The following is a 25,826-nucleotide window of genomic DNA, read 5'->3' as shown; positions in this document are numbered from 1 at the left end:
GCAGGCGGGCCCGGACCCGCCTGCCGCGCGGCCTCAGTCGATGACGCCGTGCCTGTGCTGGTCGCGCGCGTAGAGCCACAGCAGAACCGTGAAAGCCGCAGAGAGCCAGATCACCGCCAGCGCCGGCCAGCCGGCAAGGCTCAGCAGCGACGGCTGCGAGAAGAGGCTCAGCCAGACGGCCACCAGCACCGTGGCGAACATGGACACCGACAGCACCAGAGGCGAAAATCCGGCCCGCACCGCCATCAGAAGCACGCCCAGCAGACCCACCCAGGCCGAAAGCGCCCAGGCCCCGTCAACCCAGGCCGGCATCCCCTCGATGAACATCTCCTGGCGGCCGCCGACCATCGCCATCCACGGGCCCCAGTCGTATTGCGTGGCGGTGTAGTCCAGCACTCCGAACAGGTGCCAGACGAAGCCGACCGCGACGATCAGCCAGAAATGCCAGGGCGTCGAATTCATGTCCGTCCTCCGGTGGTCCCGTCCGCTCGTACCATGGCGCGTGCGGAGAGCAAGGTCCAGTACCGCTCAGAGGGATGCGATGCGGATATCCTGCGGCGACAGCACTTTCGGAGATCCCGGCGGCGCGTCGAGATCGGCGCCCAGCTTCGCCCAGGCCCCGTCGGCCAGAACCAGCTCGGCCCGCCCGAGGTCGAGCGTCACCAGGTGCCCAGTCCGCTCCGGGGTCCAGTCCGCGACCGCGCTTGCGGCAAGATCGCCGGCGGCGACCAGCGTTTCCGCGGTGCCGAAGAGCCGCAGCGTGTCGTCGGAGACCATCAGCATCCGCTGCTCCGCGACCACGGTAAGCGCCGTTTCGGGAACGTCCGGTCCAAGGACGCCCGGCGCAATGCACACCAGGCCGGCCGCGGACGGGGCGTCGCGGCGAAAGACCGACGCAAGGCGGCACGGGCCGCTGTCCCGCGTCAAGACCAGATCCCCCGCCCGCAGGGTTTCCACCGCGACCGCCCCCTCCGGGGTGATGAGCCGCGTTCCGGGGGCAAAGCCCCCCGGGGGACGGCCGGCTGGGGTGCATACATCATGCGGCATGGTCGTCTCCGATCCGGACCTCAGAGCCTCCGCCGGACAGGGCGGCGGCGGGCCCGCCCGCAGGGAACGGTATGGACGCGCGCCATCGCGGTCCAGAGAGGCGCCCCGACAGGCGCGGAAAGCCGCACGCCAGGGCCTGCCATGCGCCGATTGTCGCGCACCGCCCGGAACCCGCTCCGCAGGCGGGAGAGAGGGGCGACCCGCGCGAGGGCGATTCGCGCTGGGCGGAGCGATCGCCGGACGGTTGTGCGCTTCGGGCAACGGATCGCGGGGCGCGGCGGAGGCGTCCGTGGTACGGGCGGCCGGACTCGAACCGGCACGGGCTTGCGCCCCAGGGATTTTAAGTCCCGTATGTCTACCATTCCATCACGCCCGCGCGCCGGACGGTGGTACCCGCGGCCGGACTCGAACCGGCAAGCCTTGCGGCGGGGGATTTTGAATCCCCTGCGTCTACCATTCCGCCACGCGGGCCCGGTTGTCCGGGTGGGGCGACCACCGTCGCCCGTCTCTAGCGTGATCGGACCGACAGAGGGAAGGGGCGAAATGCAGGCGCGACGGGGGGCGGCGGCGGTTGTGATCCATGCCGGCCGCGTGCTGCTGGTTCGGCGCCGCAACCCGCCGGACGCGGGGCTGTGGGGCTATCCCGGCGGCCATGTTGACCCGGGCGAGAGCGTCCTGGACGCCGCGGCCCGCGAACTTCGGGAGGAGACCGGCGTCGTCGCCCGTCCCCTGCGCGTGCTGGCCGAACTGGCGGTCGGCGGCGGCGGCGCGCCACGGTTCGCCCTGGCCATGGTGCTCTGCGCCTACCGCTCCGGGACCCCGGTCGCGGCGGACGACGCCACCGCGGCCGCCTGGGTGCCGTTCGCGGAGGTGCACGACGGACTCCGCCCGATGAGCCGCGACGTGGACACCGTCCTGACCCTCGCCCGGCGCGCGGCCGGGCGTCACGGCCCTTGACGCCGGTGGCGGTGGCGGTAAGCGTGACGGCAGCGGCGATGGCGTCGCCGCGACCTTCGAACCTTTCGTCCTGAACGCCCGGACGCCTGTTTCGCGGGGATTTCCCATGCTCCAGACCAGACCCGACTTCTTTTCCCGTCCCAACGGCGACAAGGCCCCCCTGCCCTTCGCCGCGGACGAATACGCGGCCCGCCTGGCCGGGCTGCGCGCCATCATGGCGGCCCGCGACCTGCCGGCAGTGCTGCTGACCTCCATGCAGGGGATCGCCTATTACACGGGCTTTCTCTATTGCAGCTTCGGGCGGCCCTACGCTTGCGTGGTGACGGCCGCCGATTGCGTCACCGTCTCTGCCAATATCGACGCAGGCCAGCCCTGGCGGCGGTCCGTGGGCGACAACCTCATCTATACCGACTGGCAGCGCGACAACTACTGGCGCGCCGTGACCCATGTGCTGGGGCCGGTCCGCGGCCTCGGGGTCGAGGCCGACCACATGACCCTTGCCGCCCGCGAGAAGGCCGCCACCTTCACCGGGGCGGCGCTCCACGACATCTCGGCCGACATCATGGCGCAGCGGATGGTGAAATCGCCCGCGGAAATCGCGCTGATCCGCGACGGCGCGCGCATCGCCGACCTGGGCGGCGCCGCGATCCGCGACGCGATCCGCCCCGGCACGCGTGAGATCGACGTGGCCATGGCCGGCCGCGACGCCATGGAAGCAGAGATCGCCCGCGCCCATCCCGGGTCAGAGCTGCGCGACACCTGGGTGTGGTTCCAGTCTGGCCCGAACACCGACGGCGCGCACAATCCCGTCACCACGCGGGCGCTGGCGTCGGGCGACCTGCTCAGCCTCAACGCCTTTCCGATGATCCACGGCTACTACACCGCGCTGGAGCGGACGCTGTTTCTGGGCGCGCCGGACGCGGAAACCCTGCGGCTCTGGCGCATCAACGTCGCCGCGCATGAGCTGGGCCTGTCGCTGGTCCGCCCCGGCCTGCGCTGCTCGGACATCTGCGCCGCGCTGAACGACCTTCTGTCGGATGAGGGCGTGCTGGAGCACCGCTCCTTCGGCTACGGCCATTCCTTCGGGATCCTGTCGCATTACTACGGGCGAGAGGCCGGGCTGGAGCTGCGCGAGGACATCGACACGGTGCTGGAACCCGGCCATGTGATCTCGATCGAGCCGATGCTCTGGGTGCCGGAAGGCCGCCCCGGCGCCGGCGGCTACCGCGAGCACGACATCCTGGTGGTCACCGGCACGGGGGCCGAGAACCTCACCGGCTTTCCCTACGGCCCGGAGGCCAACGTAATCGCCTAGCCCCAGGGCCCCGCGTCGAGATTGCGGTACATCCCCCACAGGGCGGTGACGAAGACCGACACCATGCCGATGACCTGCACCGTCACGCGGTGCCGGGTCATGCGGCGGCGCAGGGCCTCCCCTGTCAGGGGGCCCTGCGCCGTTGCCCTGGCGGTGGCGACGGACACCCACCCCACCGCGGTCAGGGGCAGCGCGATCAGCGCCATCGCCTGGGCGAACTCCACCCCGTAGAAGAAGCCCAGCAGCAGCAGGACACTGAGCGCCAGCGCCAGAAGCGCCACCAGCCACGGCCCGGCGGCCTCTACGATGCGCAAGTGCCGCGCGCCCCGGATCCGCACGATGTCCTCCAGATCCGCCTGGGCCTGGCCGCCCTCTCGCGCGGCGCGGGCGACCATGTCGTAGGGCACGCCGATCACGTAATGGCTGGCCCTGGACCACACCACCGCCAGCGCGATCCAGTACCACAGGTCAGAGAACGACCGCGTGTCGATCAGCTCGAATACGGTTCCGGTCCAGTCCAACTTGCCCCCCGGGCGGCCACATGCGTTTCCGGGCTTACACTTGAGGCGGGCGGAGTTCCATGCGACGCAGGCGGGGTCCGTCGTTTCCGTTGCGTTTGGAGCCCACATGGCGCAGGTCCCGCCCCCCTTCCCCGCCACCCGACTGCGCCGCCTGCGCCGCAACCCCGCGCTGCGCGCCCTGGTGCGGGAGACCGCCCTGACCCCGGCAGACCTGATCTGGCCGGTCTTCGTGTGCGAGGGGCGCGCGGAGCGCGCGCCGATCGCCTCCATGCCCGGCGTGGCCCGGCTGTCGATAGACCTGCTGGTAGAGGCCGTGCGCGACGCCGCGGGCCTCGGCATCCCGGCGATCTGCCTGTTTCCCTATACCGACCCGGCGCTCAAGTCCGACCTCTGCGAAGAGGCCTGGAATCCCGACAACCTGTCGAACCGCGCCACCCGCGCGATCAAGGACGCGGTGCCGCAGATCGCGGTGATGACCGATGTGGCGCTGGACCCCTACAACGCCGCCGGCCACGACGGCATCGTGCGTGACGGCACGATCGTGAACGACGAGAGCGTCGAGGCGCTGGTCCGCATGGCGCTGGCCCAGGCCGATGCGGGTGCGGACATCCTGGGTCCGTCAGACATGATGGACGGGCGGATCGGGGCGATCCGCACGGCGCTGGAGGCCGCGGGCCACCCCGATACGGCGATCCTGTCCTATGCCGCCAAATACGCCAGCGGCTTTTACGGCCCGTTCCGCGACGCGGTGGGCGCCTCGGGCGCGCTGAAGGGCGACAAGAAGACCTATCAGATGGATCCGGCCAATTCGGACGAGGCGCTGCGCCTCGTCGCCCGCGATCTGGCCGAAGGCGCGGACATGGTGATGGTCAAGCCGGGAATGCCCTATCTCGACATCTGCCGCCGCGTGTCGGACGCGTTCGCCGTCCCCACCTATGCCTACCAGGTCTCTGGCGAATACGCGATGCTCTCGGCGGCCTTCGACAACGGCTGGCTGGCCCGCGACACCGTGATGATGGAGAGCCTGCTGGCCTTCAAGCGCGCGGGCTGCGACGGGATCCTGACCTATTTCGCTCCGGATGCGGCGCGCGTCCTGAACGGCTGAGCGCGGTTCGGGCGGCGGCCCGTCGGCGGGACCGACCCGGCCGAAGGGCTAGGGTCCTCCCCCGAATGGACAGGAACTTCGCTGTGCTGGCCTCTGGGCAAGGGCCGTGATCGGTGCTTCTATCCGGGCTGTATCAGCGGCCAGTCGTGTTCAATGTTCTACCGCCCCGAAATCGACGGATTGCGCGCCTTCGCGGTGCTTCCCGTCGTCTTCTACCATGCAGGCTTCGCCGCGGTGCCGGGGGGGTATGTCGGCGTCGACGTGTTCTTCGTGGTGTCGGGCTATCTCATCACCTCGATCATCGCCGGCGACCTGCGCCGGGGGCGCTTCAGCATCGCGCATTTCTACGAACGGCGCGCACGCCGGATCCTTCCCGCGCTGATCTTCGTCATCGCGGTTTTCCTGCCCGTAGCCTGGATCGTGCTTCTGCCCGGCCCGATGCGCGAGGTCGCGCGCAGTGCCGCCAGCGCCGCGCTGTTCTCGTCGAACATCCTGTTCTGGCTCAAGAGCGGCTATTTCGACACGGCGGCAGAGCTCAAGCCCCTCCTCCACACCTGGAGCCTGGCGGTCGAGGAACAGTTCTACATCCTCTTCCCGCCGCTCCTGATGGCCTGCTGGCGCTTCGGCCTCGCGCGTGTCGCCTGGATCCTGGGGGGGCTTTTCGCGGCCAGCCTCGCGGTGGCGGTCTGGAGCGCCGCGAACGCGCCCATGGCGGGCTTCTTCCTGCTGCCCGCCCGCGTCTATGAGCTGATGATCGGCGCCTTCTGCGCGCTGTGGCTTCTCGACCGTCCGGTGCCGCGATCCGGCGCGGCCGCGGCCGTCCTGCCGCTGGCCGGGCTCGCCGCGATCGGGTTCGCCGTCGTGACCTTCGACGGACAGACCGCGTTCCCGGGTGCCGCGGCGCTCCTGCCGACGCTGGGGACGGCGCTGGTGATCCTCTTCGCCGGCTCCGGCACGCCCGCGGCCGCGATCCTGTCGCTGCGCCCCGTGGTGGGGCTGGGGCTGGTGTCCTACTCGCTCTATCTGTGGCACCAGCCGGTGTTCGCCTTCTGGCGCCAGTGGAACATCGACAACGTCACCCCCGTCGATCTGCTCCCGTTCATCGCCCTGTCGCTCGCGCTCGCCGTTTTCAGCTACCACGTGGTCGAGCAGCCGTTCCGCCGCCGCGACCGGCTGGACCGCGCGACGGTGTTCGGGCTTTCTGGCGGCGCGCTGGCGGCGGTCTTCGGCCTCGGTCTTGCCGGGTATCTGACCGGCGGCGCGCCCGGCCGCGCGATTCCGGCGCAGTTCGACGTCCGGATCGCGCGCTATGAGATCGACAACGAACGACTGCGCTCGGAAAGCTGGTCGATCGTCCAGGACCGGGTCCGGGCGCTGGGCCGCACCGCGGACGACGCCAACGGCGCGCTGTGGTTCGACCCCGAAGACGACCGGATCCGCGTCCTGCTGGTGGGCAACTCCCACTCCAAGGACCTCTACAACATGCTCAGCTTCTCCAAGACCGCGGAAAAGCGGCTGGCGCTGGCGCGATACGACACGCAGATCGCCGAAATCGGCAGCGCCTTCTTTCGCAGCCCGAACTACCGTGAGGCCGATGTCGTGATGCTGGCCAGCCGCCTGTCCGACGCCGATCTGCCCCATCTCGGGGACGTCGCCCGCGCCATCGCCCGCGACGGCAAGACGCTGGTCCTGCTGCGCAACATCCATGAGTTTCCGTCCTTCCGGGCGCGGACGCTGAACCTGGCGGACTACACCGTGCTCACCTCCGCCGCCGATGGGGATCTGGAGCCCGCCGAAATCGCCCGCCTCTCGGACCGGCGCTACTACGCAGAGGTCGAGACGCCGCGCGGCCAAGAGCGCAACCAGGCCCGCAACGACCGGGTCGAGCAGGTCGCGGCCGACCTGGACGGCGTGCCGGTACTCGACCGGATGCCGCTGATCTGCCCGGAGGCGCAGCGCCGCTGCCTGTCGATGAGCGACGAGCTGGAGAAATACTTCTACGATGAGGGCCACCTGACCCTGGCCGGCGCCCGCCGTCTGGCAGAGGAAATCGACAGGACCGGATGGCTCGACCCTGTGCTTGAGGCGGCGGACCGGGCCGCGGCGCGGACCCGCGAAGAGGCGGCGTTAGGCCCGGATTAACCCCCGCGCGCCGATGGTGGCCACGATCCCGCCGGAGCCCGCCATGGACCCAGAGCAGCCCGTCCCGCGCGCGCCGGCCCCGGCCCCGCGATCCGTCCGCCGCGTCCCGGCGCTGGACGGGCTCAGGGGCCTCGCCATCCTGATGGTGGTGCGCTACCACGCCTACGCCCGCTGGTCCGGGATGGAACCCTTCGCCCAGCCGCGTTGGCTGGCGCCGCTCGGGCTGGGCTGGATGGGGGTGCAGCTGTTCTTCGCCATCTCGGGCTATGTCATCGCCATGAGCCTGGGGCGCGGCGGCGGGGTGGCGGGCTTTGCCCGGCGCCGCTGGCTGCGGCTCTTTCCCGCCATGGCCCTGGCCAGCCTGGCGATCTACGCCACCGCGCCGCTTCTGCCCGCACGCCCCGCCGGGATGCCCCGGCCGCTGGACCTGCTGCCCGGCCTCACCCTCCTGTCGCCAGAGATCCTGTCCCGGTTCCTGCCCGCCGCGCCCCGGAGCCTCGACGGCGCGTTCTGGTCGATCTACGTGGAGGTCGGCTTTTACGCGGTGGCGGCGCTGGCCTATCCCGGCCTCGGCGACAGGCGCCTCAGGCTGGTCGCGGTACTCTACATCGGGTTCCTGGCCCTTGCCCTGGCCGCGCGCGCGACTCCCCTGGTCGAGCCGCCTCTGGCGCTCCTGCGGAACTTCGGCGTGCAGCACTACGGCTGGTTCCTTCTGGGAATCGGCGCGTGGGAAACGGCCCGGACCGGATGCCGGGGTCCGCTCCGGGCGGGGCTGGCCTTCGCCGCGCTGGCGGCGCTGGACATGGCCGGCCGCGGCGACGCGGCGGCCGTCCTGGTCACCGCGGCGGCGCTGGCCGCGCTGTTCCTGGCCGCCGTGCGCGGCACCCGCGCGCTGGAGCACCGTGCGCTCCTGTGGCTGGGCTGGATCGCCTATCCGCTCTATCTGGTCCACCAGAACATCACCACCGGGCTGGCCATCGCCCTGGCGCGGGCCTTTCCCGGACTGCCGCCGCCGCTCTACCCCGTGCCGGGGCTGGCGCTGTCGCTGGCGCTGGCGGTCGCGATCGCCGGCGCAGAGTCGCGTCTGCGGCGCGTCCTGTCCCACGTCCTGCCGGCCTTGAAGCCGCCCCGCCCGGCGCGCTAGGATCGGCACGCGTCCCGGACCCTCCCGGACCGTATCCCGGGAGCCGCCCATGATCCGCATCGCCGGAGAGCCGGTCCGCGCCGCCGCCGCGCAGCGTGGCGGGCCCGGACGAGGGCCACGATCCGCATGGCCCACGCGCCCCCGGCCCCGCCGCCGTCGGTCCCTGCCGTCCGGCAGCGGTGACCGGCGGACGACGTCCGCCCGCCCCCGGACATGACCGATGCCGCCACCCTGCGCCGCGCCGCCCTTTGGATGACGGGGGCGATCGTGTCGTTCTCGGCCATGGCGGTGGCGGGCCGGGCCGGCGCGGCCGAGCTCGACACGTTCGAGCTGATGACCTACCGCTCGATCGTCGGTCTGGCGCTGGTGGTCGCGGTGGGTGCGCCGACCGGGCAGCTTGGCCGCATCCGCGCGCGCCGGCTGCGCCTTCACGCCATCCGCAACCTGTGCCATTTCACCGGCCAGAACCTGTGGTTCTACGCCATCACCGTGATCCCCCTGGCGCAGGTCTTCGCGCTGGAGTTCACCTCTCCGATCTGGGTGGCGCTGGGCGCGCCGCTGATCCTGGCCGAACGGCTGACGGGCACGCGCGTCCTCTCGGCCGTGCTGGGCTTCGCGGGCATCCTTCTGGTGGCGCGCCCGGACGCCGGGGGCGTCGGCCCGGGCCAGGCCGCCGCCGCCGCCGCCGCGCTGGGTTTCGCCGCCACCGCGCTGTTCACCCGCCGCCTGACCCGGACCGAACCGATCGTGTCGATCCTGTTCTGGCTGACGGTCATGCAGGCGGGCTTCGGTCTGGCGATGGCGGGCCTCGACGGCGACATCGCCTGGCCGTCGGCGGCGCTCTGGCCCTGGCTGGCCGTGATCGGCTGTGCCGGGCTGGGGGCGCATCTGTGCCTGACCACGGCGCTCTCCATGGCGCCCGCATCGGTGGTCATGCCGATGGATTTCCTGCGCCTTCCGGTCATCGCCGTGGTCGGCATGGCGCTCTACGCAGAGCCGCTGCAGGCCGCCGTCTTCGCCGGGGCGGCGGTGATCTTCGCGGCCAACGCGCTCAACATCCGCGCCGAGAGCCGGAATGTATCGAAAACGTGACGCTGGGTCGCAAAAACACGCATGACGTGCCGTCAGCCGTTGCCCGGTGAACCGTTCTGGCGTGACATGGCACAGCATTTTACACCAGATCTCAGGGAGGAGATCATGAAAGCCACATTCCTCGCCGGCGCCGCGGCGCTTGCCCTCGTTCCGGGCGCGGCGCTCGCCCTCGGGCTGGACCGGTCCGGCCAGCCTGTCGACATCCTGTTCGAGGACGGCAACGCGTTCGAACTCAGCTTCGGGCGGGTCATGCCGGACGTCACCGGCACCGATGCGGCCGTGTTCGGCGGGTCCGGCAGCGGCGAGGTGGCCGAGAACTACAACCAGGTCGGCGCCGCCATCAAGTACCAGCTCACCGACAGGCTGAGCTTCGCGCTGATCGCGGACCAGCCCTTCGGGTCGGATGTGTCCTACCCGGCCGGCGGCTCGTTCGCCCTGGGCGGGACGCAGGCGCGGGTGGACAGCAAGTCGCTGACCGCCCTCGCGCGCTATGAGATCAGCGACGCCTTTTCCGTCCACGGCGGCCTGCGCCGCACCCGCCTCAGCGCGGATGTGACGCTGGCCGGCCTCGCCTACGGCGGGCTGTCGGGCTACAACGCCGGCTTCGAAGAGGACAGCGACACGGGCTATGTCCTCGGCGTCGCCTATGAGCGGCCCGACATCGCGCTGCGGGTGGCGCTGACCTATTCCTCCAAGATGGAGCACGATCTCAAGACCACGGAGACGCTGAACGGCATCCCCGTGAACCTCATCAACCCGCTGCTGTCGGCCAGCTCGACCACCACGGTGGAAACGCCGGCCTCGCTGAACCTGGATTTCCAGACCGGCCTGAACCAGCAGACGCTGCTTTTCGGCCAGATCCGCTATGCCTGGTACGGGGACGTGATCGTGTCGCCGGTGTTCTTCGACATCGCCCAGGACGGCGGGCTGCGCGACAACGACAGCCTGACCGACATCGAGGACGGCTACGCCCTCACGGTCGGCATCGGCCGGCGGCTCACCGACAAGCTGTCCGGCTCCGTCACCTTCGGCTACGAGCAGGACAGGGACAACCTCGTATCGCCGCTGTCGCCCACCAACGGGCAGAAATCCATCGGCCTGGGTCTCAGCTACCAGGTCACGGAGCAGGTCAACATCGCCGGCGGGGCGCGCTATGTCTGGCTGGGCGACGCCTCTCCGGCGACCGGCGATCCGCGGACCGCGCGCGCCGATTTCGCCAATAACGACGTCGTCGGCGTGGGGCTGCAGATCGGCTACAAGTTCTGAGCCACCGCCTGCGGCGATGCCGCGAAAGGCCCCGCCCCAAGCGGGGCCTTTTCGCGTCGCCCGCATGGGGTTAGACACGGCCCATGATCTACGGCTCTTCCGACGACTGGCGCGCCGCGCCGCGCAAGCGGGTCCTGCTCTTCGGCATGTCCGGGCTGGGCAAGACCCACCTTTCGGCCATGCTGCGCGACCAGGGCGACTGGTTCCACTACTCGGTCGATTACCGCATCGGCACCCGCTACATGAACGAGCATATCGCCGACGAGTTCAAGCGCCACGCCATGCAGGTGCCGTTCCTGCGCGACCTGCTCTTGACCGATTCGATCTATGTCGCCTCCAACATCACCTTCGACAACCTGGCGCCGCTCTCGACCTACCTCGGAAAGCCCGGCGATCCGGCGAAGGGCGGCCTGCCCTTCGACGAATACATGCGCCGCCAGCACCAGCACCGCACGGCGGAACGACTGGCGATGCGCGACACCGGCCATTTCATCGACCGGGGGGCGGCGCTCTATGGCTACGACCATTTCGTCTGCGACACCTCCGGCTCCATCTGCGAGGTGGTGGATCCCGACGATCCCCGGGACCCGCTGCTGGCCTATCTGTCCGACACGCTGCTGCTGGTCTGGATCGAAGGCTCAAACGCCCATACCGCAGAGCTTGTCCGCCGCTTCGACCGCGCGCCGAAGCCGATGTACTACCAGCCCGAATTCCTGGACGACACCTGGCGGACCTATCTGTCGGACACCGGTCTGGAGCCGCAGGCCGTCGATCCCGACGCCTTCATCCGCTGGGCCTACGCCCGCGCGCTGGCCCACCGGCAGCCGCGCTACGCCGCCATGGCGCGGCGCGGCGTGACCGTCACCGCCGACGAGGTGGCGCGCGTCGCGACACCCGCCCAGTTCGACGATCTCATCGCCGCGGCCCTGGACCGGCGCCGGCCATAGGCCCCGGCCGCCGGGAGTTGCCACAGCCCCGTCCATCGACCGGACGGCGCCATCCGGACCGCCGCGCCGGATGCGGCCCGCCACCGCCTTGAGGCCCCCGACGATCCGCCGTATCCCGGCACCTCCACCGCCAGAGGCCCCGCCGTCATGCCGATCAAGCTGCCCGCCACGCTGCCTGCCTTTTCCGTCCTGAAACGGGAGGGGGTGCATGTGCTGGCCGAGGCCGACGCGATGCGCCAGGACATCCGTCCGCTGAAGATCGGGCTTCTCAACCTCATGCCGAAGAAGATCCAGACAGAGAACCAGTTCGCCCGGCTGATCGGCGCAGGCCCCCTGCAAATCGACTTCCGGCTGATCCGCATGTCGGAGCACCGCACCCGCAACACCGCCGCCGCCCATATGGCCGCCTTCTACCGCCCCTTCGCCGAGGTCCGGGAGGAGAAGTTCGACGGGCTCATCATCACCGGCGCACCGATCGAGCACCTGGAGTTCGATCAGGTCACCTACTGGGACGAGATGCGGCAGGTCATGGACTGGACCCAGACCAACGTCCATTCCACCTTCGGCGTCTGCTGGGGCGGCATGGCGATGATCAACCATTTCCACGGCGTCCCGAAGCACCTTCTGCCCGCCAAACTCTTCGGCTGCTACCGGCACCGCACGCTCGACGCGTCCTCGCCGTTCCTGCGCGGGTTCTCCGACGATTGCGTGATCCCGGTCTCGCGCTGGACGGAGATGCGCCAGGACGACATCGCGCGCGCGCCGGGCCTCAGGACGCTTCTGGCGTCCGACGGGGCCGGTCCGGCGCTGGTGGCCGACCCCGGCCACCGCGCGATCTACAACTTCAACCATTTCGAATATGACGACGACACGCTGAAGCAGGAATACGACCGCGACGTCGCCGCCGGCGTCGGCATCGGCGTGCCCTGCAACTACTACACCGATGACGATCCGTTGAGACCGCCGGTCAACCGCTGGCGCAGCCACGCGCATCTTCTATATGGTAACTGGATCAACGAAATTTATCAGTCGACACCCTATGATATCCAGAAGATCGGCCGCTAGCGCCGCGATCGCGATGCTGGCCCTCGCAGGGTGCTCGGCCATCGTGGAGACGCGCAACGACACCCGCGCAACGGCCGCGCGGGACGCCTATCCGCCCCTGGGCAGCTTCGTCATGGTCGACGGGCGGCGGGTGCATTACGTCCAGGAAGGGTCCGGCCCGGACCTCGTGCTGCTTCACGGCGCCAGCGGCAACCTGCGCGACTGGACCTTCGATTTCGTGGACCGGGTCAAGGACCGCTACCGCGTCACCGCCTTCGACCGGCCCGGACTGGGCTATACCGACGGCAACCCCGACTATGCCGGCGCCTTCGACGCCCGCGCCGAAGGGCCGCAGGCGCAGGCGCGGCTTCTCAAGGCGGCCGCCAGCGCGCTGGGCATCGACCGGGAGATCGTGCTGGGCCACTCCTACGGCGGCGCGGTCGCCATGGCCTGGGCGCTGGATCACGATCCCGCCGCCGCCGTCATCGTGTCGGGCGCGACCCAGCCCTGGCCCGGCGGGCTGGGGATCATGTACACGTTCACCGGCACGTCGCTCGGCGGCGGGCTGGCGGTGCCGCTGATCTCTGCCTTCGTGCCGAAATCGCTGGCGCGGCGCGCCATCGCCAGCGTGTTCGCCCCGCAGGAGCCGCCGCCGGGCTATGCCGAATACGTCGGCGCCGGTCTGACCCTGCGCCCCGACAGCTTCCGCACCAATGCCCAGCAGGTGAAGTCCTTGCGCCCCGAGCTGGTGCGCATGTCCGGACGCTATCCGTCGCTGGACCTGCCGCTGGAGATCGTCCACGGCACCGCCGACGATGTCGTGCCGCTGGACATCCACTCCGAAAAGCTGGCCGCCCAGGTGCCCGGCGCGGTGCTGACCCGGCTCGACGGCATCGGCCACATGCCCCATCACGCCGCGCCGGAGGCCGTCGCCGCCGCCATCGACCGCGCCGCCGCCCGCGCCGGATTGCGCTGATCCGCCCCCGCTCCTAGGGTGAACCCCTTGAGGAGACGCCCATGCCCCTGCCCTTCGACGGCGCCATCAGCGCCTTTCACCAGACCGCGCCGGAGCGCGTCCGGACGGCCATCGCCGGCCACGCCAAGGGCCGGATCCTCACCGAAGGCTACCCCTACGACACGCAGATGCGGCGCAAGATCTACCAGGCCACGCTGGAGGCGCTTCAGCATCAGCTGGTGCGCCTCCAGTCCGACGTGAAGGCGACCGGAAAGCGCGTGGCGGTGGTGTTCGAAGGGCGCGACGCCGCCGGCAAGGGCGGCGCCATCAAGCGGTTCGGTGAGAACATGAACCCCCGCGTGGCCCGCGTGGTGGCCCTGTCCGCCCCGTCCGAACGGGAGCGGCAGGAATGGTATTTCCAGCGCTACATCAGGGAGTTGCCAGGCGCGGGTGAGATCGCGCTTTTCGACCGCTCTTGGTACAACCGCGCCGTGGTCGAGCCGGTGTTCGACTTCTGCACGCCCGAGGAGCGCGAGTCCTTCTTCGCCCAGGTCAACGAATTCGAATCGCTGCTGGTCCGTGACGGCATCACCCTGGTCAAGCTCTGGCTCAACGTCGGTCGGGCCGAGCAGCTGCGCCGGTTCCTCGACCGGGAGACCGATCCCCTCAAGCAGTGGAAGCTCTCGTGGGTCGATGTGGAGGGGCTGAACCGCTGGGACGCCTACACCCGGGCGATCGGGGAGACCTTCGCGCGTTCCCATTCGGACCACGCCCCCTGGACCGTGATCCGCGCCGACGACAAGCGCCGCGCGCGGATCGCCGCGATCCAGGCCGTGCTACGGGCCGTGGATTACGACGGCAAGGATCCGGATCTTGCCCGCACACCGGACCCCAAAATCGCCGGCGGCCCGGAGATCTGGCCGGAAGATGCCTAAGCAGGGCTATCACCACGGCAATCTGGCCCAGGCGCTGGTGGATGCCACCCTGGTCCTGATCGAGGAAAAGGGCCCGACCGGCTTCACCATGTCCGAGGCCGCCAAGCGCGCCGGCGTCACCCCCGCCGCGGTCTACCGCCATTTTGAGGGGCGCGAGGATCTGATCGCCGAATGTGCCCGCCAGGGCTATGAGATCTTCGCCGACCTGATGGACTACGCCTATGCCTCCGGCCAGCCCTCGGCCCTGCGCTCGTTCGAGGCGACGGGCCGGGCCTATCTGGCCTTCGCGCGGACGTATCCGGGCCATTACGTCGCCATGTTCGAAAGCGGCATCTCCATCAACCGCTCGTCCGACCTGCACGCCGTCGCCACCCGCGCCAACGGCGTCCTGGAACGCGCGGCAGAGGCCCTGTCGGAACACATCCCGCGCGAAAAGCGCCCGCCGCCCTCCATGTTCTCGGCCCATGTCTGGGCGATGAGCCACGGGGTGGTGGAGCTTTTCGCGCGCAACTCTCCCGGCACGACCGTGCCCTTTCCGCCAGAGGATCTTCTGGAAACCGGTATCGGCATCTATCTGCGCGGCCTCGGGCTGATCCCGCCCGACACCTGACACCCCGGCCGCCGCGCGGCGCCCCCTAGCGCGGCGGCGTCGTCGGCGATCCGGGCATCGGCGGCGCGAACGGGTTCGGCGGAAGGTCCGGCATGGCCATGCGGGCCCGCCGCGTCGCCAGCTTCTGGGCCACCTGCGCCACGGTGCAGAGCGCCAGCACCCCCGTCACGCCCATCGCCACGCCGCCCGCGGTATGGATCGCCCCCACGGCGGCCAGCCGCAGGATCATCGCTTCGGCTCCATGGCCATGGCGCCGTGCGCCGCGACGGCCAGTGCGGCTCCCGCCGCCAGCCCAAGGCCCAGACCCGCCAGCGTGCCGCCCATCGCCGCGATCCCTGTCAAAGGATTGAACATGGTTTTTCCCTCATGTCGTTTCGACTGGACGGGAAACGCAGGCCCGGGCGCGCGGGGTTCCGCGGCATATCGGCCCGCCGCGCCCCGCAGGCCGGCGCGGCGGGCGGCCGCGGCCGCGGCGCCGCCCCCCGGGCGATGGACAAGCCGGACGGTGCGCCCCATGATCCGCCGCGAACCCGCCATCCCGGAGCCGCGATGCCGTCCCAGATCACCCTTCTCAACGGTCCCAACCTGAACCTGCTGGGCCAGCGCCAGCCCCGGATCTACGGGGCCGAGACCCTGGCGGATGTGGAAGGCGCCTGCGCCGCCCGCGCCGCAGAGCTCGGCCTGACCGTCGATTGCCACCAGTCCAACCATGAGGGCGACCTGATCGATCTGATCCATGCCGCACGGAACGGGGCCGCGGGCATCGTCATAAACGCGGGCGCCTATACCCATACCTCCGTGGCGATCCTCGACGCGCTCAACGCCTTCGACGGGCCGGTGATCGAGGTTCACATCTCGAACGTCCACGCCCGGGAGGCCTTACGCCACCATTCCCACATCTCCGCGCGCGCCGATGCCGTCATCGTCGGCTGCGGAACCCAGGGCTATCTCTTCGCGCTGGACCGGATGGCGACGCTGCTGGGCTGACGCGGACGGGCCCCGGACACATCCGGGCCGCACAGAGGTTTGCGCGCGCCGCCGCTGGATGGCCGCGTCCCGCGCGGGCCGCCGCCGCCGGGATCGGCGTATGTGCAGGGCCGGGCGGCACCGGGACGCGAGCGGCGCCCGGGTCGAGGCCGCCGCCGGGGGCGGAGCGCGGTTGGAACCGGCGGGACACGGCCGCGACCGGTCCGAAGGCCCCCGGTCGAACGGATCCGGGCGGATCGTCTCCGGCAACCGGACGCATGGGCGGCGCAATCTTTCCCCCAGGGTCGCCCGGGACGGAACGCCCCCGCCGCGCCATGCGCCGGAAGCGGGCGGAGCCACGCCCGCCCCCCCCCCGAACGACACGCGGCGCGCCGGTGGCCCGGCGCGCCGCTGTCCGTCCCCGCCCCGTGAACCGCAGTGCCGGTTCAGCGCCCGGCGGCCTTGGCGACCTCGGCGGCGAAGTCCTCTTTCTCTATGGTGATCCCCTCGCCCACTTCCATCCGCACGAAGCCCGTGATCTCGATCCCGGCCGCGCTGGCGGCCGCGCCCACGGTCAGGTCCGGGTTCACCACGAAAGCCTGGTTGACCAGCGTGACCTCGGCCAGGAACTTCTTCATCCGGCCGTCGATCATCTTCTCGATGACCTGCTCGGGCTTGCCGCTCTCGCGCGCGATGTCCATCTGGACCTGCTTTTCCTTCTCGACGAAGGCGGGGTCGAGCTGCTGTTCGTTCAACGCGGCGGGCTTGACCGCGGCGATGTGCATGGCGACCTGGCGCGCGGTCGCGGCGTCGTCGCCGGTATAGGCGACCAGAACGCCGATCTTGCCCATGCCGTCGGCGGCGGCGTTGTGCACATAGGCCGCAACCGTGGCGCCCGACAGCTTTTCCATCCGGCGCAGGGTCATGTTCTCGCCGATCTTGGCGATGGCGTCGGTGATGCGCTCCTTGACGGGCTTGCCGCCCATGTCGGCCTCGGCCAGGGCGGACACGTCGTCCACGGCCAGCGCGGCCTCCGCCACATCGCCCACCAGCGCCTGGAACTCGGCGTTCTTGGCAACGAAATCGGTCTCGGAGTTGATCTCGACCGCAACGCCGGTGCCGCCGTCGACCTTGACGGCCACAAGCCCCTCTGCCGCGGTGCGGTCGGCCTTCTTGGCGGCCTTGGCCAGGCCCTTGGTGCGCAGCCAGTCCACGGCGGCGTCCATGTCGCCATCCGTCTCGGTCAGTGCCTTCTTGGCATCCATCATGCCCGCGCCGGTGGATTCGCGGAGCTTCTTCACGTCTGCAGCGGTGATCGCCATTCTGCGGCTCTCCTCATGTCCTCATAAGCCCGGAGCGGGGGTCCTGTCCCGCTCCGGCGACGCGTCCCGTGACGGGCCGCGTCCTAGTCCTTGTTTTCCAGCGCGTAGGGCGCGTCCTTGGCGATGGCGTCGTCGGCCACCGCCTCGTCGGAGACGCCGACGGTCTCTTCGGCATTGGCCGGCGTCTCAAGGATCTCTTCCTCTTCGGCCTGCTCTTCCATGGCGCCCATGTCCACGCCGGCCGAGGCCATCTGCGCCGACATCCCGTCCAGCGCCGCGCGGCTCACCAGATCGCAATAGAGCTGGATGGCGCGGGCCGCGTCGTCGTTGCCGGGGATGATATGGTCGATCCCGTCGGGCGAGCAGTTGGTGTCGACCACGGCGACGACCGGGATGCCCAGCTTCTTGGCCTCGAGGATCGCCAGATCCTCCTTGTTGACGTCGATGACGAACAGCAGGTCGGGAACGCCGCCCATCTCGCGGATACCGCCCAGCGACGCCTGCAGCTTGGCCTGGTCGCGCTCCATGGACAGACGCTCGCGCTTGGTCAGGCCGGCGGCGCCGTCCACCATCAGCTCGTCGATCTCGCGCAGGCGGTTGATCGACTGGGACACGGTCTTCCAGTTGGTCAGCGTGCCGCCCAGCCAGCGGTGGTTCATGTAGTATTGCGCGCAGCGCTCGGCGGCGTCGGCGATCGGCTTCTGGGCCTGGCGCTTGGTGCCGACGAACAGGATGCGCCCGTTCTTGGCCACGGTGTCGCGCACCACCTGCAGGGCCCGGTCCAGCATCGGAACGGTCTGGGTCAGGTCCAGGATGTGGATGCCGTTGCGGTCGCCGTAGATGAATTCGCCCATCCGGGGATTCCATCGCTGGGTCTGGTGGCCGAAGTGAACGCCCGCTTCGAGAAGCTGGCGCAGAGAGAACTCGGGTAGAGCCATCTGTCGTTTCCTTTTTCCGGTTTCGATCCTCGGCAGGGTCGTCAAGGGGCATGTGCCCCAACCGGTGGACGTCGCGGGGATGTCTGTCCCGCGGGCCCGGACCCCGCCTGTGAAGTGCGGCTGCGTTACAGGGGTTCGGGGCGGGGCGCAAGGGGGATGCGGCCGGCGCGGAACCCCGGCGGCGGGCGGGGGCTCTGCCCCCGTCGCCATGCGGCGACTCCCCCGGGATATTTGGGGAAAGATGAAGCCGGGGGCCGCGTGCCGGACCGCAGGGACCGCGCGGTACGGAGCGGGGCCGGGCGGCGCCTCAGCGCAGCGAGATCCGGAGCGCCGCGGCGGCGGCGAAGGGCAGCCCCGCGAGGCATCCCAGGCTGACGGCCGCCAGAAGGGCCAGCGGCGTGGCCGGGTCCAGGCCCGCGGCCCCGCGCCGCGCCACGTCGGCGCCGAAGACCAGCGTCGGGATGTAGAGCGGCAGCACCAGAAGCGACATCAGCAGCCCGCCGCGCCGCAGCCCCACGGTCAGCGCGGCGCCGAAGGTGCCGATCAGCGACAGGGCGGGGGTGCCCAGGAGCAGCGACAGCCCCAGCCAGAGATGGCCCGGCCAGTCGAGGCTGAGCAGCACCCCCAGCGCCGGGGCGGCCAGCGACAGCGGCAAGCCGGTGGTGATCCAGTGCGCCACCGCCTTGGCCAGGGACAGCCCCTCCAGCGGGATCGGCGCCGTGGCCAGCAGGTCCAGCGCCCCGTCCTCGCGGTCCAGCGCGAAGATCCGGTCGAGCGACAGCAGGCACGCCAGCAGGGCCGCGAGCCACAGGATGCCGGGCGCGATCGGGGCCAGGCGCGCGGTCTCCGGACCGACGGCAAAGGGGACGAGCACGGTGACGATCAGAAAGAACGCGAGGCCGAGCCCGAAGCCGCCGCCCGCGCGAAGGCCCAGCGTCAGGTCGCGGAAGATGAGGCGGATCACGCGCCGGTCTCCCGGTCCGCGGGACGGACGGCCGGCGCCCGCCGCGGATGGAGGGCCTCGGGAACCGCGCCGCCCGCCGCCGGCGAAAGCACGCAACGATCCCGGACCGCCTGCCGGCGTGCCGTCGCGGTGCCGCAGGGACCGGGCGCCGGACCGCCGGGGCCCCGAAGCCGGGCGGCAGGACCGGTCGCAGGGGCCCGACCCCGCTCACGGCGGCGGGCGCGGTCCGTCCCGGCCCGTGCGCGGCCCGCAGAGCGGTCGGGCGGGTGCGCGAACGGCCCCGCGGCGATCGCCGTGGATCCCCCGTCCCGCGCCGGATCGCCTGTCCCCAAGTTCACGCGATGCCGTCCATGTGCCTAGCCCGTGCGCGGTGGGCGCGGACGTCCAGCGTGTCCCCGGCCAGGCCCAGGTCGATATGGGTGGCCAGGATCGCCGTGCCGCCCGCGCCCAGGTGGCGTTCGACCATGGCCACGAAGCGCGCGGTATTGGCGGTGTCGAGCGACACGGTCGGCTCGTCCAGGCACCACACCGGGCGGTCCGCGACCATGAGCCGTGCCAGACCCAGACGCCGCCGCTGCCCGGCGGAGAGATGCTGGGCCAGCCGGTCCTCCAGCGCGGTCAGCGCGAAGGCCTCCAGCGCCGCCGCCACGCCGCCGCCGCCGTGCAGCCCGGCCCAGAACGACAGGTTCTCCAGCACCGTCAGCTGCCCCTTCATCCCGTCGGCATGGGCGCCGTAGGCCACCTGCCCCGGCCCCGGCGCCACGGTCCCGGCATAGGGCGGCTGCAGCCCGGCCAGCGTGCGCAGCAGCGTGGTCTTGCCGGCCCCGTTCGGCCCCCTGAGGATCAGCGCGCGGCCCGGTTCGACCGCGAAGGACAGGCCCGCCAGAACCGGAACGCCGCCGCGCCCCACGGCCAGGTCGCGGACCTCGACCCTCATGCGCTCACGCCGGCAGCAGCGCCGCACCCACCCGCCGCCCCTCTCCCAGGAGCACGTTGTAGGTCCGGCAGGCCTGGCCGGAGGCCATGACCTCGACCCCGATGCCGGCGTCTTCCAGCGCGCCGCGGAACCCGCGCGGCAGGGCCGTCATCTCGGGGCCGGTGCCGACCAGCACCACGTCCACGTCGCCCGCCGCCGCAACCAGCCGCGCGGTGTCGCCGTAGCCGCCCCAGGACGACCGCCCGCCGGGCAGCAGCACCATCGCGCCTTCGTGCCGCCGGCCTGCGACCCGGAAGAACCCCGGCCCGTAGCCGTCGATCGGGGTGACCCCCTCGAACGGAACCTCGTGCAGTTCCACGGCCTAGGGACCCGGCGCCGCGAACTGGTTGCCCTCGGTCTTGTCGGGCTTGGACCAGTCGCGCTTGACGCCCAGCATCAGGACGATGTTCTTGGCCACGAAGACCGACGAATAGGTGCCCACGATCACCCCCCAGGTGATCGCGAAGACGAAGCCGCGGATCACGTCGCCGCCCAGCACCAGCAGCGCGATCAGCGCCACCAGCGTTGTGCCCGAGGTCATCACCGTCCGGCTCAGCGTCTCGTTGACGCTGAGGTTCATCACCTCGCGCAGGTCCCGGCTCTTGTATTTGATCAGGTTCTCGCGCAGCCGGTCGAAGATCACCACCGTGTCGTTGATCGAATAGCCGATGATGGTCAGGATCGCCGCGATGGTCGCCAGGTCGAACTGGATGCGCAGCACGGAAAAGATCCCGATGGTCAGGATCACGTCGTGAAACAGCGCCGCCACCGCGCCCAGGGAGAACTGCCATTCGAACCTGAGCCAGATGTAGATCAGGATCGCGCCCAGGGACGCCGCCACGGCCAGGAACGCGGTCCGGATCAGCTCTCCGGACACTTTCGGCCCGACCGACTCGACGGAGGTGAACGTCACCGACGGCGCGACCTCGGCCAATGCGCCGCGCACCGCGTTCACCGTCTCGGGGGTCACGCTGTCCTCTCCCGGCTGGGCGGCGATGCGCACCATCGCCACGTTGGCGGCGTTGGTCGCGAAGCCGGGGTCGTACACCTCCGAGATCACCACATCCCCCAGACCCAGCGGCGCCAGGGCGGCGCGGTAGGCGGCCACGTCCACGGATTCCTCGGCCTGGGTGCGGATCGTCGTGCCGCCCTGGAAGTCGATGCCGAAGTTCAGCCCCAGGATCGCCCAGACCACGACGCTCAGCACCACCGCCACGCAGGACGCCCCGAAGGTCAGCCGCGCGTGCTTGAACCAGTCGATGTTCACGTCGTCCTTGACGAGTTTCAGGCGCTTCATGCTCAGACCTCGATGGTTTTCGGGCGGCGGCGGTCGAACCAGGTGACGATCATCAGCCGGGTGACGTAGATCGCGGTGAACACGCTGGTCAGGATGCCCAGCCCCAGCGTCACCGCGAAGCCGCGCACCGGGCCGGAACCCAGCGTGAACAGGATCATGGCGATGATGAACGTGGTGATGTTGGCGTCCACGATCGCCGAAAGCGCGCGCTCGTAGCCCTGGGCGATGGCGCGGCTCGGTCCCTTCGCGGTCCGCATCTCCTCGCGGATGCGCTCGAAGACCAGCACGTTGGCGTCCACCGCCATGCCGATGGTCAGCACGATCCCGGCGATGCCCGGCAGGGTCAGCGTCGCGCCGATCAGGCTAAGCAGCCCGAAGATCAGCGCGACGTTGACGATCAGCGCGACATTGGCGAAGATTCCGAACAGACCGTAGCTGGCCGCCATCAGAACCATCACCGCGGCGAAGGCGACCATGGACGCGATGCGCCCGGCCTCGATGCTGTCCTGCCCCAGTTCCGGGCCGACGGTGCGCTCTTCCAGGAACGCCAGCTCGGCCGGCAGGGCGCCCGCCCGCAGCAGCACCGCCAGGTCGGTCGAACCTTCGACCGTGAAGTTGCCGGTGATGATCCCCGACCCGCCGGGGATGTGGCTCTGGATGACGGGGGCAGAGATCACCTCGGCGTCCAGAACGATGGCGAAGGGGTTGCCGATGTTCTCGGCCGTGTAGTCGCCGAAGGCGCGCGCGCCCTGGGGGTCGAACCGGAAGGTCACCGCCGGGCGTCCGTTCTGGTCAAAGCCGGGCTGGGCGTCGACCAGACTTTCGCCGGTGACGACGGGGGTGCGTTCCAGTTCGTAGAACACGCCCTCCTGGTCCAGCGACGGATATATGACATTGCCCGGGCCCGGAGTCGCGTCGGCGCTGTCGGCGCGGCCCACCACCGGGTTGAATGTCAGCTGCGCCGTGGTCCCGATCAGCGCCTTCAGCTCTTCGGCCGACCCGATGCCCGGCACCTGGATCAGGATCCGGTCCGCGCCCTGGCGCTGGATCGTCGGCTCCCGGGTTCCGACCTCGTCCACGCGGCGGCGGATGATCTCCAGGCTCTGGCGGACGGTGCGGTCGTCCGTCGCGGCGCGCTCGGCCTCCGACAGCTGCACCGTCAGCAGCGCGGTGTCGCCCTCGGTGGTGCCGGCCACGTCGATGTCGCTGGCCCCGGCGCCGGTCAGCGACGCCACCGGCCGGGCCAGCCCGCGCGCGATCTCAAGCGCGCGCGGCAGCCCCTGGGGGTTGGAGATCCGCACCTGCAGCACGTCGCCGCCGTCGTCCACGCGGCGGATCGTGCCGATGTCCGCGCGCGCGGCGCGCAGCGCGTCGCGCAGTTCCGGCCAGATCCCGTCCATGCGCTGGGCATAGACGTCCGACACCTTGACCTCGGCCAGCAGATGCGCGCCGCCCCGCAGGTCGAGCCCCAGGTTCACCAGACCGGAGGGCAGGTAGGACGGCCAGCCCGCCGCCGCGGCGGTCCGCTCGGGCGTGGCGCCCAGCGTCTCGATCTCGGCGCGGGCATCGTTGGCCTGCTCGACCCGGCTGTAGAACAGGTTGGGCACGGCCAGCAGCAGACCCGCCAGCACCAGTCCCCAGATGAAGACTCGCTTCCAGAGCGGGACCTGCAACATGCGACGTATCCTTCGGGGTGCGGATCAGGCCTCGGCCGGCTCGGTCTTGGAGCGGACCTGGGCGATGGTGTTCTGGACCACGCGGACCTTGACGCCCTCCGACAGCTCGACCTCGATCTCGCCGTCGTCGCGCACCTTGGTGACCTTGCCGATCAGCCCGCCGGCGGTCACCACGTGGTCTCCCCGGCGCACCGCGGCGACCATCTTCTGATGCTCCTTGGCGCGTTTCTGCTGCGGACGGATCAGCAGGAAATACATGATCGCGAAGATCAGGATCAGCGGCACGAAAGAGGCAAGGGCCCCCCCGGCACCGCCGCCGGCAGCCTGGGCAAAGGCGGGTGTGGCAAACATCTGGTCGTCCTCGTCTGTCGCAGGCCCACGGCCCGCCTTTGAAATCGGCTCCGTCCTATCTGTGGGGCCGCAGCTTGTCCAGCAAGCCCGCCGCCGCCGGATCGCGGGGATGTCAAGGCCGCCCGGCGGGCCCCTGCCCGGCCGGAACCGGCCGTCCCGGGGCCGCCTCACGCGCCGCGACGCTCCCGCGCGGCCGCCCGCACCGCGCCCCTTCCCCCCCCCGCCGGCATCGGGCATACCGCGGCGGACCGACCCCATCAGACCAAGGCAGGCCGCCCATGCACGACATCCGCCTGATCCGCGACGACCCCGCCGGTTTCGACGCCGCCATGGCCCGGCGCGGCATCGCCAACGCCTCCGCCCCTCTGCTGGCCCTGGATGAGGCCCGCCGCGCCGCCATCCATGCCGCCGAGACCGCCCGCGCCGCCCAGAACGCGGCCTCGAAACAGGTCGGGGCCGCCAAGGCCGCGGGGGACGACGCCCTCTTCGACTCCCTGCGCGCCGACATCGCCCGCACCAAGGCCGAGCTTGCCGACCAGGAGCGCATCGCCCGCGAGAGGGACGCGGAGCTGATCGCCCAGCTCCTCGCCCTGCCCAACATCCTCGCGCCCGACGTGCCCGACGGCACGGACGACTCCGACAACCTGGAGGTCAAGCGCCACGGCACCCCCCCGGACCTGCCCTTCGCGCGGGAGCATTACGACATCCCCGCCGCCGCGCCCCATCTGGACTTCGGGACCGCCGCCCGCCTCTCCGGCTCCCGTTTCGTGCTCCTCTCCGGTCCCGTCGCCCGCCTCCACCGGGCGCTGGCGCAGTTCATGCTCGACACCCACGTGACCGAAAACGGCCTGACAGAGGTCAACCCCCCCGTGCTGGTCAGGGACGACGCCATGCTCGGCACCGGCCAGCTGCCCAAGTTCGCCGAGGACAGCTACCGCACCACCGACGGCTGGTGGCTCACGCCCACGTCGGAGGTCACGCTCACCAACATCCCCGCCGGCCAGACCCTGGACGAGGGCACCCTGCCCCGCCGCTACGTCGCCCACACGCTCTGCTTCCGGTCGGAGGCCGGGTCCGCGGGCAAGGACACGGCCGGAATGCTCCGCCAGCACCAGTTCGAGAAGGTCGAGATGGTCTCGATCACCCACCCCGACGCGTCGGAGGACGAGCAGCTGCGGATGCTCGCCTGCGCCGAACGTATCCTGGAAGCGTTGAAACTCCCTTACCGTACGATGAAACTCTGCTCCGGCGACACCGGCTTCGGCGCCCGCCGCACCTTCGACATCGAGGTCTGGCTGCCGGGCCAGAACCGCTACCGAGAGATCTCCTCGGTCTCCACCTGCGGCGACTTCCAGGCCCGCCGCATGAACGCACGCTTCAAGCCTTCGGACGGCGGCAAGCCCGCGTTCGTCCACACCCTGAACGGCTCCGGCCTGGCCGTGGGCCGCGCCCTGATCGCCGTGCTGGAGAACGGGCAGCAGGCGGACGGGAGTGTGGTGGTCCCGGAGGTCCTGCGGGGGTATATGGGGGATAGTTTATTTTAGCTTAACTCTTTGCATTTACTCAACGTCAAACGAGATCAGAATGGGCGTCTATTCGCATGAAGAAAGTACTTATCACTGACGTAGACAATACTCTTCTAGACTGGGTAGATGTTTGGTATCGCACTTTCACTGCTATGATGAATGAGACCTCTCGGATTTCCGGGCAACCCCTTAGCAAGCTATATCCCCAGGTGGCTCTGTTGCACAAAGCTTTTAATACCCGAGATTCCCCTTTCCCCGGACGGATTCATCCCACGGCCTCTGTGACAGGGATGCCAAGGGCGGTGTAGCCGTTCATGACGGCGATGCGGACCTGGACTTCCGCGACTTGTCGGTCGAAGTCCCGCGCCATGAGGCGCTGCCCCAGCAATTTAACGCAGTGCATCTTGGTTTCGACGCGGCTTCGGCGGTGGTATCCGCTCCAGTTTCGCCAGATCGCTCGACGGAGATATTTCGAAGCTCGCAGGGCCTCGTTTCTGGCCACGGCACCCGCAGTGACGGTCTTCCACGGCTTGGCGTTCTTGCGGGGTGGGATGACGGCATTCGCCCCGCGGTCAGCGATGGCGTCGTGGCATTTGCGGGTATCATAGGCACCGTCTGCAGTGACGCTGCCGATCGCCTCGTCCGCCGGAATTTGGTTGAGCAGATCGGGCATCACCGGCGCATCACCGATGTGGCTTCCGGTAATCTCGAGCGCCCGAACCTCCAGCGT

Annotated in this window: 28 protein-coding genes and 2 tRNA genes; 14 read left to right on the top strand and 16 right to left on the bottom strand. The window is 70.3% G+C overall.

The genetic code is table 11. The annotated features are described in order from the left end of the window. Positions 1-33 precede the first annotated feature (33 nt). The 4 genes from KW83_RS11570 to KW83_RS11555 all read right to left on the bottom strand — a co-directional run bounded on the left by KW83_RS11570 (position 34) and on the right by KW83_RS11555 (position 1,518). Positions 34-462 (bottom strand): hypothetical protein, encoded by a 429-nt coding sequence (locus KW83_RS11570; protein ID WP_036178750.1) that lies wholly within the window; start codon positions 460-462, stop codon positions 34-36. Positions 463-528: 66 nt separating this feature from the next. Continuing rightward, positions 529-1,047 carry a Hint domain-containing protein gene (locus KW83_RS11565; RefSeq protein WP_081904580.1) on the bottom strand — a complete coding sequence of 173 codons (519 nt, stop codon included), beginning with the start codon at positions 1,045-1,047 and terminating at the stop codon, positions 529-531. A 290-nt stretch (positions 1,048-1,337) separates the two neighbouring features. After that, positions 1,338-1,423 (bottom strand) — tRNA-Leu (locus tag KW83_RS11560). Between the two features lie 11 nt (positions 1,424-1,434). Next, positions 1,435-1,518, bottom strand: a tRNA-Leu gene (locus KW83_RS11555). Between the two features lie 72 nt (positions 1,519-1,590). Between KW83_RS11555 and KW83_RS11550 the strand changes: the two genes are divergently transcribed. Together KW83_RS11550 and KW83_RS11545 are read left to right on the top strand one after the other, a co-directional pair. Continuing rightward, on the top strand, positions 1,591-2,004 hold the full coding sequence (locus tag KW83_RS11550; RefSeq protein ID WP_036178747.1) for an NUDIX hydrolase: 414 nt from the start codon (positions 1,591-1,593) through the stop codon (positions 2,002-2,004). A 106-nt stretch (positions 2,005-2,110) separates the two neighbouring features. After that, positions 2,111-3,319: an aminopeptidase P family protein gene (locus KW83_RS11545; RefSeq protein WP_036178746.1), complete on the top strand. Its 1,209-nt coding sequence runs from the start codon at positions 2,111-2,113 to the stop codon at positions 3,317-3,319. Here KW83_RS11545 and KW83_RS11540 read toward each other — a convergent pair. Beyond that, complete coding sequence (locus KW83_RS11540; protein ID WP_036178743.1) at positions 3,316-3,840, bottom strand: hypothetical protein; 525 nt, start codon at positions 3,838-3,840, stop codon at positions 3,316-3,318. The genes KW83_RS11545 and KW83_RS11540 overlap by 4 nt on opposite strands. A gap of 106 nt (positions 3,841-3,946) precedes the next feature. Between KW83_RS11540 and hemB the strand changes: the two genes are divergently transcribed. The 10 genes from hemB to KW83_RS11490 all read left to right on the top strand — a co-directional run bounded on the left by hemB (position 3,947) and on the right by KW83_RS11490 (position 15,080). Further along, on the top strand, positions 3,947-4,945 hold the full coding sequence (gene hemB / locus KW83_RS11535; RefSeq protein WP_036178740.1) for a porphobilinogen synthase: 999 nt from the start codon (positions 3,947-3,949) through the stop codon (positions 4,943-4,945). Positions 4,946-5,098: 153 nt separating this feature from the next. Then, positions 5,099-7,087 (top strand): acyltransferase family protein, encoded by a 1,989-nt coding sequence (locus tag KW83_RS19205; RefSeq protein ID WP_051928460.1) that lies wholly within the window; start codon positions 5,099-5,101, stop codon positions 7,085-7,087. 43 nt (positions 7,088-7,130) lie between these two features. Continuing rightward, the gene (locus tag KW83_RS19200; RefSeq protein ID WP_161785488.1) at positions 7,131-8,231 is read left to right on the top strand and encodes an acyltransferase family protein; all 1,101 of its coding nucleotides are present in this window, start codon (positions 7,131-7,133) and stop codon (positions 8,229-8,231) included. Positions 8,232-8,444: 213 nt separating this feature from the next. Beyond that, positions 8,445-9,323, top strand: a complete 879-nt coding sequence (locus KW83_RS11520; RefSeq protein ID WP_036178737.1) for a DMT family transporter — start codon at positions 8,445-8,447, stop codon at positions 9,321-9,323. 105 nt (positions 9,324-9,428) lie between these two features. Further along, on the top strand, positions 9,429-10,589 hold the full coding sequence (locus KW83_RS11515) for an OmpP1/FadL family transporter (protein WP_036178735.1): 1,161 nt from the start codon (positions 9,429-9,431) through the stop codon (positions 10,587-10,589). Between the two features lie 83 nt (positions 10,590-10,672). Next, positions 10,673-11,536 (top strand): ATPase, encoded by an 864-nt coding sequence (locus KW83_RS11510; RefSeq protein ID WP_036178733.1) that lies wholly within the window; start codon positions 10,673-10,675, stop codon positions 11,534-11,536. A gap of 147 nt (positions 11,537-11,683) precedes the next feature. Beyond that, positions 11,684-12,601 carry a homoserine O-succinyltransferase gene (locus KW83_RS11505; RefSeq protein ID WP_036178731.1) on the top strand — a complete coding sequence of 306 codons (918 nt, stop codon included), beginning with the start codon at positions 11,684-11,686 and terminating at the stop codon, positions 12,599-12,601. Between the two features lie 13 nt (positions 12,602-12,614). Beyond that, positions 12,615-13,556, top strand: a complete 942-nt coding sequence (locus tag KW83_RS11500) for an alpha/beta fold hydrolase (protein ID WP_036178728.1) — start codon at positions 12,615-12,617, stop codon at positions 13,554-13,556. Positions 13,557-13,597: 41 nt separating this feature from the next. Continuing rightward, positions 13,598-14,470 carry a polyphosphate kinase 2 gene (gene ppk2 / locus KW83_RS11495; RefSeq protein ID WP_036178726.1) on the top strand — a complete coding sequence of 291 codons (873 nt, stop codon included), beginning with the start codon at positions 13,598-13,600 and terminating at the stop codon, positions 14,468-14,470. After that, positions 14,463-15,080, top strand: a complete 618-nt coding sequence (locus KW83_RS11490) for a TetR/AcrR family transcriptional regulator (RefSeq protein WP_036178723.1) — start codon at positions 14,463-14,465, stop codon at positions 15,078-15,080. The genes ppk2 and KW83_RS11490 overlap by 8 nt, the downstream gene beginning before the upstream one ends. A gap of 25 nt (positions 15,081-15,105) precedes the next feature. Here KW83_RS11490 and KW83_RS11485 read toward each other — a convergent pair whose 3' ends face one another. Both KW83_RS11485 and KW83_RS21710 read right to left on the bottom strand, forming a co-directional pair. Further along, positions 15,106-15,309, bottom strand: a complete 204-nt coding sequence (locus KW83_RS11485; protein ID WP_036178721.1) for a hypothetical protein — start codon at positions 15,307-15,309, stop codon at positions 15,106-15,108. Continuing rightward, the gene (locus KW83_RS21710; RefSeq protein ID WP_268745544.1) at positions 15,306-15,434 is read right to left on the bottom strand and encodes a hypothetical protein; all 129 of its coding nucleotides are present in this window, start codon (positions 15,432-15,434) and stop codon (positions 15,306-15,308) included. Before KW83_RS21710 ends, KW83_RS11485 begins: the two co-directional genes overlap by 4 nt. Positions 15,435-15,629: 195 nt before the next feature. Here KW83_RS21710 and aroQ point away from each other — a divergent pair, with 195 nt between their 5' ends. Continuing rightward, positions 15,630-16,067: a type II 3-dehydroquinate dehydratase gene (gene aroQ, locus KW83_RS11480; protein WP_036178983.1), complete on the top strand. Its 438-nt coding sequence runs from the start codon at positions 15,630-15,632 to the stop codon at positions 16,065-16,067. 425 nt (positions 16,068-16,492) lie between these two features. Here the strand turns inward: aroQ and tsf are convergent, their stop codons facing one another. The 8 genes from tsf to yajC all read right to left on the bottom strand — a co-directional run bounded on the left by tsf (position 16,493) and on the right by yajC (position 23,570). Then, the gene (tsf, locus tag KW83_RS11475; protein ID WP_036178718.1) at positions 16,493-17,368 is read right to left on the bottom strand and encodes a translation elongation factor Ts; all 876 of its coding nucleotides are present in this window, start codon (positions 17,366-17,368) and stop codon (positions 16,493-16,495) included. An 83-nt stretch (positions 17,369-17,451) separates the two neighbouring features. After that, positions 17,452-18,306 carry a 30S ribosomal protein S2 gene (gene rpsB, locus KW83_RS11470; protein WP_036178714.1) on the bottom strand — a complete coding sequence of 285 codons (855 nt, stop codon included), beginning with the start codon at positions 18,304-18,306 and terminating at the stop codon, positions 17,452-17,454. Positions 18,307-18,613: 307 nt separating this feature from the next. Continuing rightward, positions 18,614-19,270, bottom strand: coding sequence for a heme exporter protein CcmB (gene ccmB / locus KW83_RS11465; RefSeq protein WP_036178712.1), 657 nt, complete (start codon positions 19,268-19,270; stop codon positions 18,614-18,616). 334 nt (positions 19,271-19,604) lie between these two features. Then, positions 19,605-20,207, bottom strand: a complete 603-nt coding sequence (gene ccmA / locus KW83_RS11460; protein ID WP_036178709.1) for a heme ABC exporter ATP-binding protein CcmA — start codon at positions 20,205-20,207, stop codon at positions 19,605-19,607. A gap of 4 nt (positions 20,208-20,211) precedes the next feature. Beyond that, entirely contained in the window at positions 20,212-20,565 is a 354-nt protein-coding gene (locus KW83_RS11455; protein WP_036178706.1) for an Mth938-like domain-containing protein, read from the bottom strand. Between the two features lie 3 nt (positions 20,566-20,568). Next, a complete protein-coding gene (gene secF, locus KW83_RS11450; protein WP_036178704.1) occupies positions 20,569-21,543 on the bottom strand; it encodes a protein translocase subunit SecF in 975 nt (324 codons plus the stop codon). Between the two features lie 2 nt (positions 21,544-21,545). After that, positions 21,546-23,219, bottom strand: a complete 1,674-nt coding sequence (secD, locus tag KW83_RS11445; protein ID WP_036178701.1) for a protein translocase subunit SecD — start codon at positions 23,217-23,219, stop codon at positions 21,546-21,548. Positions 23,220-23,243: 24 nt separating this feature from the next. Then, complete coding sequence (gene yajC, locus KW83_RS11440; RefSeq protein WP_036178698.1) at positions 23,244-23,570, bottom strand: preprotein translocase subunit YajC; 327 nt, start codon at positions 23,568-23,570, stop codon at positions 23,244-23,246. A gap of 278 nt (positions 23,571-23,848) precedes the next feature. On the opposite strand from yajC, the gene serS reads away from it, so the two are divergent. Further along, positions 23,849-25,114 (top strand): serine--tRNA ligase, encoded by a 1,266-nt coding sequence (gene serS / locus KW83_RS11435; protein WP_036178695.1) that lies wholly within the window; start codon positions 23,849-23,851, stop codon positions 25,112-25,114. 247 nt (positions 25,115-25,361) lie between these two features. On the opposite strand, the gene KW83_RS11430 is transcribed toward serS, so the two are convergent. After that, positions 25,362-25,826, bottom strand: a 465-nt coding sequence (locus tag KW83_RS11430) for an IS5 family transposase (RefSeq protein ID WP_152563573.1), incomplete at its 5' end; no start/stop codon positions are given.

This window comes from Palleronia rufa (assembly GCF_000743715.1).
Classification (GTDB): Bacteria; Pseudomonadota; Alphaproteobacteria; order Rhodobacterales; family Rhodobacteraceae; genus Palleronia; species Palleronia rufa.
This window is presented reverse-complemented; position numbering and strand designations above follow the sequence as displayed.

What these genes read in the sequence shown, in the direction of transcription:
- KW83_RS11570 (WP_036178750.1), bottom strand. Translation starts at nt 462, where the DNA reads ATGAATTCGACGCCCTGGCATTTCTGGCTGATCGTCGCGGTCGGCTTC.
- KW83_RS11565 (WP_081904580.1), bottom strand. Translation starts at nt 1,047, where the DNA reads ATGCCGCATGATGTATGCACCCCAGCCGGCCGTCCCCCGGGGGGCTTT.
- KW83_RS11550 (WP_036178747.1), top strand. Translation starts at nt 1,591, where the DNA reads ATGCAGGCGCGACGGGGGGCGGCGGCGGTTGTGATCCATGCCGGCCGC.
- KW83_RS11545 (WP_036178746.1), top strand. Translation starts at nt 2,111, where the DNA reads ATGCTCCAGACCAGACCCGACTTCTTTTCCCGTCCCAACGGCGACAAG.
- hemB (WP_036178740.1), top strand. Translation starts at nt 3,947, where the DNA reads ATGGCGCAGGTCCCGCCCCCCTTCCCCGCCACCCGACTGCGCCGCCTG.
- KW83_RS19205 (WP_051928460.1), top strand. Translation starts at nt 5,099, where the DNA reads ATGTTCTACCGCCCCGAAATCGACGGATTGCGCGCCTTCGCGGTGCTT.
- KW83_RS19200 (WP_161785488.1), top strand. Translation starts at nt 7,131, where the DNA reads ATGGACCCAGAGCAGCCCGTCCCGCGCGCGCCGGCCCCGGCCCCGCGA.
- KW83_RS11520 (WP_036178737.1), top strand. Translation starts at nt 8,445, where the DNA reads ATGACCGATGCCGCCACCCTGCGCCGCGCCGCCCTTTGGATGACGGGG.
- KW83_RS11515 (WP_036178735.1), top strand. Translation starts at nt 9,429, where the DNA reads ATGAAAGCCACATTCCTCGCCGGCGCCGCGGCGCTTGCCCTCGTTCCG.
- KW83_RS11510 (WP_036178733.1), top strand. Translation starts at nt 10,673, where the DNA reads ATGATCTACGGCTCTTCCGACGACTGGCGCGCCGCGCCGCGCAAGCGG.
- KW83_RS11505 (WP_036178731.1), top strand. Translation starts at nt 11,684, where the DNA reads ATGCCGATCAAGCTGCCCGCCACGCTGCCTGCCTTTTCCGTCCTGAAA.
- KW83_RS11500 (WP_036178728.1), top strand. Translation starts at nt 12,615, where the DNA reads ATGCTGGCCCTCGCAGGGTGCTCGGCCATCGTGGAGACGCGCAACGAC.
- ppk2 (WP_036178726.1), top strand. Translation starts at nt 13,598, where the DNA reads ATGCCCCTGCCCTTCGACGGCGCCATCAGCGCCTTTCACCAGACCGCG.
- KW83_RS11490 (WP_036178723.1), top strand. Translation starts at nt 14,463, where the DNA reads ATGCCTAAGCAGGGCTATCACCACGGCAATCTGGCCCAGGCGCTGGTG.
- KW83_RS11485 (WP_036178721.1), bottom strand. Translation starts at nt 15,309, where the DNA reads ATGATCCTGCGGCTGGCCGCCGTGGGGGCGATCCATACCGCGGGCGGC.
- KW83_RS21710 (WP_268745544.1), bottom strand. Translation starts at nt 15,434, where the DNA reads ATGTTCAATCCTTTGACAGGGATCGCGGCGATGGGCGGCACGCTGGCG.
- aroQ (WP_036178983.1), top strand. Translation starts at nt 15,630, where the DNA reads ATGCCGTCCCAGATCACCCTTCTCAACGGTCCCAACCTGAACCTGCTG.
- tsf (WP_036178718.1), bottom strand. Translation starts at nt 17,368, where the DNA reads ATGGCGATCACCGCTGCAGACGTGAAGAAGCTCCGCGAATCCACCGGC.
- rpsB (WP_036178714.1), bottom strand. Translation starts at nt 18,306, where the DNA reads ATGGCTCTACCCGAGTTCTCTCTGCGCCAGCTTCTCGAAGCGGGCGTT.
- ccmA (WP_036178709.1), bottom strand. Translation starts at nt 20,207, where the DNA reads ATGAGGGTCGAGGTCCGCGACCTGGCCGTGGGGCGCGGCGGCGTTCCG.
- secF (WP_036178704.1), bottom strand. Translation starts at nt 21,543, where the DNA reads ATGAAGCGCCTGAAACTCGTCAAGGACGACGTGAACATCGACTGGTTC.
- secD (WP_036178701.1), bottom strand. Translation starts at nt 23,219, where the DNA reads ATGTTGCAGGTCCCGCTCTGGAAGCGAGTCTTCATCTGGGGACTGGTG.
- yajC (WP_036178698.1), bottom strand. Translation starts at nt 23,570, where the DNA reads ATGTTTGCCACACCCGCCTTTGCCCAGGCTGCCGGCGGCGGTGCCGGG.
- serS (WP_036178695.1), top strand. Translation starts at nt 23,849, where the DNA reads ATGCACGACATCCGCCTGATCCGCGACGACCCCGCCGGTTTCGACGCC.